The sequence below is a fragment of the Pseudescherichia vulneris NBRC 102420 genome, from assembly GCF_000759795.1.
GTDB lineage: Bacteria > Pseudomonadota > Gammaproteobacteria > Enterobacterales > Enterobacteriaceae > Pseudescherichia > Pseudescherichia vulneris.
On the sequence record NZ_BBMZ01000026.1, the window covers coordinates 68,916 to 75,396 of the forward strand.

The following is a 6,481-nucleotide window of genomic DNA, read 5'->3' on the forward strand; positions in this document are numbered from 1 at the left end:
CAACGCTACGCCTCGTCAATCTCTCCTTCCTGACGCATCTGCTCTGCCCAACGCTGGGCTGCCTCCGGCATGCTAAACGTCGGCGACCGACGGAAATGCTCTCCCATCAGCACAAACGCCACGTACTTACCACGCAGCAGCCAGACATCACGAAACCCCTCCACCTTATTGGCGTGATCGGGCGGCGCAGGCTCCACGCGGGGGACATAGCTGATAACTGGACGGTTCTGTTGACGAAACGATTTCATAAGCGCAGGTTCACTAAAACAGATTGCAGATACGGGCAGCCACTATGATAGCCGATCTCACGGTAAAAACACGGGGTTGCTCTATAGTTATAAGGGTTTTGACGTTACATCGGCCACCCTTTCAGCAATGAAAACAGGAGACGAGCACAATGTCGCATAATGAGAAAAACCCCCACGGCCATCAATCCCCGGTACACGATCCCAGTGAATCCAAGCCAGGCCTTGACTCCCTGGCCCCCGACGATAACTCCCACCGCCCCGATCCCCGTCCTACCCCGCCAGGCGAGCAGCCAACCGCCCCCGGCAGCCTTAAGGCCCCCGATACGCATAACGAGAAGCTCACCGCGCTGGAGACCTTCCGTAAAGGTAGCGAAGATTTTCCCCTGACCACCAACCAGGGGGTACGCATCAGCGACGATCAAAACTCCTTGCGTGCGGGCAATCGCGGTCCGACGCTGCTGGAGGATTTTATCCTGCGGGAGAAGATCACCCACTTTGACCACGAACGCATTCCAGAGCGTATCGTCCACGCCCGCGGCTCGGCGGCCCACGGCTACTTTCAGCCCTACAAGAGCCTGAAGGATATTACCAAAGCGGATTTCCTCAGCGATCCTGAGAAGATCACCCCGGTCTTTGTCCGCTTCTCAACCGTGCAGGGCGGCGCGGGCTCGGCGGATACCGTGCGAGACATTCGCGGCTTCGCCACCAAATTCTATACCGAAGAGGGGATCTTCGATCTGGTGGGCAACAACACGCCGGTATTTTTTATTCAGGATGCGCACAAGTTTCCAGACTTCGTCCATGCGGTGAAGCCGGAGCCGCACTGGGCCATTCCGCAGGGTCAGAGCGCTCATGACACCTTCTGGGACTACGTTTCGTTGCAGCCAGAGACGCTGCACAACGTCATGTGGGCCATGTCCGATCGCGGTATTCCCCGCAGCTACCGTACCATGGAAGGCTTCGGCATCCACACCTTCCGCCTGGTTAACGCCGAAGGCAAAGGAACCTTTGTTCGCTTCCACTGGAAGCCGGTGGCGGGTAAAGCCTCGCTGGTATGGGATGAGTCGCAGAAACTCACCGGCCGCGATCCCGATTTTCATCGTCGCGATCTGTGGGAGGCGATTGAAGCAGGCGACTTCCCCGAGTACGAGCTGGGGCTACAGCTGATCCCGGAGGAGGACGAGTTCAAGTTTGATTTTGACCTGCTCGACCCGACCAAGCTGATCCCCGAGGCGCTGGTGCCGGTTCAGCGGGTAGGCAAAATGGTGCTGAATCGTAATCCAGACAACTTCTTTGCCGAAAACGAACAGGCGGCGTTTCACCCGGGCCATATCGTCCCCGGATTAGATTTTACTAACGATCCGCTGTTGCAGGGGCGTCTCTTCTCCTATACCGATACGCAGATCAGCCGCCTGGGCGGACCAAACTTCCATGAAATTCCCATTAACCGCCCGACCTGCCCGTATCACAACTTCCAGCGCGACGGCATGCATCGCATGGATATCGACACTAATCCGGCGAACTACGAGCCGAATTCGATCAACGATAACTGGCCGCGAGAAACGCCTCCTGGCCCAAAACGCGGCGGCTTTGAGTCTTATCAGGAGCGGATAGAAGGTAACAAGATCCGCGAGCGCAGCCCGTCGTTTGGCGAGTACTATGCCCACCCGCGCCTGTTCTGGCAAAGCCAGACCCCGCACGAGCAGCAGCATATTATTGATGCCTTTAGCTTCGAACTGAGTAAGGTAGTACGTGAGTATATCCGCGAGCGGGTTGTCGACCAGCTGGCGTGTGTTGATACCATGCTGGCGCTGTCGGTCGCGAAAAATCTGGGTATCTCCCTGACGGATGAGCAGCTCAATGTCACCCCGCCCAAAGAGGTCAACGGAATAGCAAGCGATCCATCTCTTAGCCTCTATGCTCAGCCAGACGCCAGCGTTAAGGGCCGCGTGGTTGCCATTCTGCTTAACGATAAGGTCGTGGCCAGCGAGCTGTTAAGTATCCTGCAAGGTCTGCGGGCGAAAGGCGTGCATGCAAAACTGCTCTACTCGCGGATGGGCCACGTGACGGCGGACGATGGTTCAAGCCTGTCGGTGGCGGGCACCTTTGCCGGATCGCCCTCGGTGACTGTTGATGCGGTTATCGTACCCGGTGGTGACGTAAGCAATCTACTGAACAACGGAGACGCGGCCTACTACCTGCTGGAGGCCTATAAGCACCTGAAGGTGATTGCTCTGGCGGGCGATGCGCGTCAGTTCAAACAGACGCTGAAGGTGGACGATCAGGGTGAAGCCGGTATAGTCGAAGCGGATAACGCATCCGGCACCTTTGTCGATGATTTCCTGACCCAACTGGCCACACACCGTGTCTGGTCACGGGGCAGCAAAATCAGCGCTATCCCGGCCTGACGGACCTCAAGGCATAAAAAAACCGGCGCTTACGCCGGTTTTTTCTTGCTCAGGCTAAAATAGCATTACTTTTTCGGGGCCTGCGGGTCGGTGTCGTACTCCGCACAGGTCTGATAGCCCGAATTCATCACGTGGCCGGTATCGTCCAGCGCCACAAAGTAGGTTTCGGTTTTACCATCGCGCTGACCCAGGATATAGGTCTGGCAGGTACCACGAGCGTGGATCATGGTGACTTCTGAGGACGGTTTGCCTGCAACCTGCATAACCTGCGCACGGCTCATGCCTTTTTTAACGTCTTTAACAACCGGCGTGGTGACCTGATCTTTAGTACGATCGTAAGCAGTACACCCTGCCAGCATTGCCATTACTGCTGCTGCACCCATAATTCCTGCGAGTTTCATATTCATAATCCTTCCTCTTGTTATCCGCTGTTGTATCAGCGCGTTATCTAAGCCTGGAATATAAAATAACTTTTTTCAACCCGCTGATTGTGATGACATAACTTTCGGAAAATTCTAATAAAACTGTTATAAGGTACTAAACCGACGCAAATTACGGCACTCAATGGTGATAGCCTTGTCGTTTCAGTGCCGACGAGTTAGCTTTATTAGAGAGCGATATTGCCACTGGCCCGGCAGGCCACCAACGGAGGATGATTAATGACTCTGCAACAAGAAATTATTGAAGCGCTTGGCGTGAAGCCAACGGTAGATGCGGAAGAAGAAGTTCGCCGCAGCGTAGATTTTCTTAAAGCCTATCTGAAAGCGCACCCGTTTTTAAAAACCCTGGTGCTTGGCATCAGCGGCGGCCAGGATTCGACCCTTGCCGGCAAGCTGAGCCAGATGGCCATAACTGAACTGCGCCAGGAGACCGGCAACGAGGCGCTGCAGTTTATCGCCGTGCGCCTGCCCTACGGCGTGCAGTTTGACGAGCAGGATTGCCAGGACGCCATCGGCTTTATCAAGCCGGACCGCGTGTTGACCGTAAACATTAAATCCGCCGTGCTGGCTAGCGAGCAGGCCCTGCGCGAAGCGGGCATTGAGCTGAGCGATTTTGTTCGCGGCAATGAAAAAGCGCGTGAGCGTATGAAGGCCCAGTACAGCATTGCTGGCATGACCGGCGGCGTAGTGATTGGTACTGACCATGCCGCAGAGGCGGTAACCGGGTTTTATACCAAGTACGGCGACGGCGGTACAGATATCAACCCGCTGTTCCGCCTGAACAAACGCCAGGGTAAACAGCTCCTGGCGCATCTGGGCTGTCCGGAGCATCTCTACAAAAAAGCGCCAACGGCGGATCTGGAAGACGATCGCCCCTCCCTGCCGGACGAAGCCGCGCTGGGTGTCACCTATGAAAACATTGATGATTATCTGGAAGGCAAAACGCTGGATGAAGGCACTGCCCGCATTATCGAAGGCTGGTACCTGAAAACCGAGCACAAGCGCCGCCCGCCGATCACGGTTTTCGACGACTTCTGGAAGAAATAAATTCCCCAGGCGGCGCAAGCCGCCTCTTTTTTCACCAGCCAGAGCCTGCTACACTGGATAAGTAACCAGTATCAGGAGTTTATCTGTGGCAAGGCGTCAATCAGCCCCACGTCTGGATTTTGAGGCGGCGGCTATCTACGAGTATCCCGAACATTTGCGACCGTGGCTTGAAGCATTACCTAAGCATCCCGGGGTCTATTTTTTCCATGGCGAAAGCGAAGCGATGCCGCTCTACATCGGTAAGAGCATCAATATTCGCAGCCGCGTGCTCTCCCATCTTCGCACCGCCGATGAGGCCGCCATGCTGCGCCAGTCCCGGCGCATTACCTGGGTGCGTACCGCCGGTGAGATTGGTGCCCTGCTGCTGGAGGCACAGCTGATTAAAGAGCAGCAGCCGCTGTTCAACAAACGGCTACGGCGCAATCGCCAGCTCTGCTCTCTTCTGCTGGCGGGGGAAAAACCGCAGGTCGTCTATGCCCGCGAGGTCGACTTCTCGGCACAGCCCGGGCTGTATGGTCTGTTCGCTAACCGCCGGGCGGCGTTGCAAACGCTGCAAAGTATCGCCGATGAGCAAAAGCTCTGCTACGGCCTGCTGGGGCTGGAGTCGCTGACCCGAGGTCGGGGCTGTTTCCGCTCAGCGCTCAACCGCTGTGCAGGGGCGTGCTGCGGCAAGGAGAGCGTGGAGGAGCATAACCAACGCCTGATTGACGCGCTTGAGCGCACGCGGCTGGTGTGCTGGCCGTGGCGCGGCCCGGTTGCGCTGAAAGAGAGCAGCGGAGAGATGACCCAATACCATATCATCCATAACTGGCTGTGGCTGGGTTCGGTAAATTCCCTTGACGAGGCAGCCAGCCTGCCGCGTCCGCAGGCAAGCTTCGATCAGGATGGCTATAAGATCCTCTGCAAACCGCTGATTACCGGCCAGCACGATATTACCGAGCTGCCCTGGCCCGCAGAGTAACCTTTGCCCGCCTGCCGTAGCGTCAACGGCAGGCGAGCAGTTAGGCTTAGTGGCCCGGCAACCAGGTGATTTCGCTAAACAGCAACTGGCCCTCGGATTTCAACAGCCGCAGCGTGTGATGCCCCTCCTGCCACCAGGCGCCCTGGTCGGCAGTCAGTAGCTTATCCCCCAGCTGCCATGCCCCGCTCAGCACAAAAACCACCCCGCCCCGAGAGGCAAAGGTCGTAAAGGTGCGATCGGCAACGCGCACCTTCGCCTGACAGCGATCCCGGCGGGTCATGATATTGAAATCCATCGACATTTGACCATCGGAAAGCTGCGCCCTGACCGGCTGCTCGCCAGCAAAGGTAAAGGGCTGGAGACGCTTAAGCGTATGGTTAAACGCGCTGCCGCCGTCGAGCATCACCTCTCCCCCTTCAATCAAAGTGATCACCCGATCTACACCGGTAAACTGGGGAAAACCGCCGTTGCTGGCAAGGGAGGCAATACTGGCGCGCCAGTCGAAATCACGGGTCGCAGCCGGAAAGCAGCAAATTTCACGGGTCTCGCCTGCGCCATTGCGCCACAGGTTGACCGGCATTTTACGAATATCAAAGTATTCCATCATCACCCTCAATGACGCGCACGCGCGTCCGCGCAACGGTCATGGCCGCCACGCTTTTTTGTTATCGATTGCTGTTCGCAACGAGCATACCGTTTCGTTAGCGGCTAACAAAGAGGGGAATAAAGAAAAAACCGCCGAACCTGCCCACAGCCCGATGGGGGGATGCGAGCAAGACCGGCGGTCTTAAGCGCGGTAAGGTTTTCTTACAACGTATTCATTACAGCCTGCTTGAAGGTGCTGCCGCCGTTTCGCGCAGTGTAGTGCACCTGGATAATAACATCGCTCAGGTTCTGCAAAATGGCCTGCTGCTCATCGCTGTTAGCATTGGGGAAATCGATCTGCCAGCTCGATATTGCCCCCGTACCTTCAAACGGCAGGTAGCGTTCGTCACCAAAGTTCAGGACGAACATCCCGCTGTCATTCAACCCGGAAGAGACGGCAATCTCCTCGCTGGCCCGCAGGTTAGTGATGATATTGCTGGCACTACCTGTGGTGCTGTCGTTGAGGTAGTTCACGCCGTTGATATCCGCCTTGAGTAAAATGCGACTGCCGGACTGGACCAGCGTCATCTTCACATCCTGATATGGGCCCACCAAGGTAGGAAGTGAGATCGTCACAAATTTAATCTGCCGCAGATAATGACCCGGATAGTCGTTATCGAACAGCGATTCACTGAGGGAGAACTGGGTAGTGCCATTGGCTTTCAAATCGTCAAAGGCGCTGCTATCCAGTTTTTTCAGGGAGATCGTTTTGGTCAGTTCAAGGCGGCGCGT

The 6,481-nt window shown here is 56.3% G+C and carries 7 protein-coding genes; 3 read left to right on the plus strand and 4 right to left on the minus strand.

The window, feature by feature from the left end:
* Positions 1-5: 5 nt before the first annotated feature.
* The gene (cedA, locus tag EV102420_RS18285) at positions 6-272 is read right to left on the minus strand and encodes a cell division activator CedA (RefSeq protein ID WP_072015309.1); all 267 of its coding nucleotides are present in this window, start codon (positions 270-272) and stop codon (positions 6-8) included.
* A gap of 125 nt (positions 273-397) precedes the next feature.
* On the opposite strand from cedA, the gene katE reads away from it, so the two are divergent.
* Positions 398-2,656 (plus strand): catalase HPII, encoded by a 2,259-nt coding sequence (gene katE, locus EV102420_RS18290; protein ID WP_042394850.1) that lies wholly within the window; start codon positions 398-400, stop codon positions 2,654-2,656.
* Between the two features lie 65 nt (positions 2,657-2,721).
* Here the strand turns inward: katE and osmE are convergent, their stop codons facing one another.
* The gene (gene osmE, locus EV102420_RS18295) at positions 2,722-3,063 is read right to left on the minus strand and encodes an osmotically-inducible lipoprotein OsmE (RefSeq protein WP_042394854.1); all 342 of its coding nucleotides are present in this window, start codon (positions 3,061-3,063) and stop codon (positions 2,722-2,724) included.
* A gap of 252 nt (positions 3,064-3,315) precedes the next feature.
* Here osmE and nadE point away from each other — a divergent pair, with 252 nt between their 5' ends.
* Positions 3,316-4,143 (plus strand): NAD(+) synthase, encoded by an 828-nt coding sequence (gene nadE / locus EV102420_RS18300; protein WP_042394857.1) that lies wholly within the window; start codon positions 3,316-3,318, stop codon positions 4,141-4,143.
* A gap of 85 nt (positions 4,144-4,228) precedes the next feature.
* Positions 4,229-5,104 carry an excinuclease Cho gene (gene cho, locus EV102420_RS18305; RefSeq protein ID WP_042394860.1) on the plus strand — a complete coding sequence of 292 codons (876 nt, stop codon included), beginning with the start codon at positions 4,229-4,231 and terminating at the stop codon, positions 5,102-5,104.
* A gap of 46 nt (positions 5,105-5,150) precedes the next feature.
* On the opposite strand, the gene ves is transcribed toward cho, so the two are convergent.
* Positions 5,151-5,708, minus strand: coding sequence for an environmental stress-induced protein Ves (gene ves / locus EV102420_RS18310; RefSeq protein WP_042394862.1), 558 nt, complete (start codon positions 5,706-5,708; stop codon positions 5,151-5,153).
* A 203-nt stretch (positions 5,709-5,911) separates the two neighbouring features.
* On the minus strand, positions 5,912-6,481 hold a 570-nt coding region (locus tag EV102420_RS18315; RefSeq protein ID WP_042394865.1), incomplete at its 5' end, for a Tc toxin subunit A-related protein.

Bases quoted from the DNA above. Each gene is read 5' to 3' on its own strand.
- nadE (WP_042394857.1), top strand. From the start codon at position 3,316: ATGACTCTGCAACAAGAAATTATTGAAGCGCTTGGCGTGAAGCCAACG.
- katE (WP_042394850.1), top strand. From the start codon at position 398: ATGTCGCATAATGAGAAAAACCCCCACGGCCATCAATCCCCGGTACAC.
- ves (WP_042394862.1), bottom strand. From the start codon at position 5,708: ATGGAATACTTTGATATTCGTAAAATGCCGGTCAACCTGTGGCGCAAT.
- osmE (WP_042394854.1), bottom strand. From the start codon at position 3,063: ATGAATATGAAACTCGCAGGAATTATGGGTGCAGCAGCAGTAATGGCA.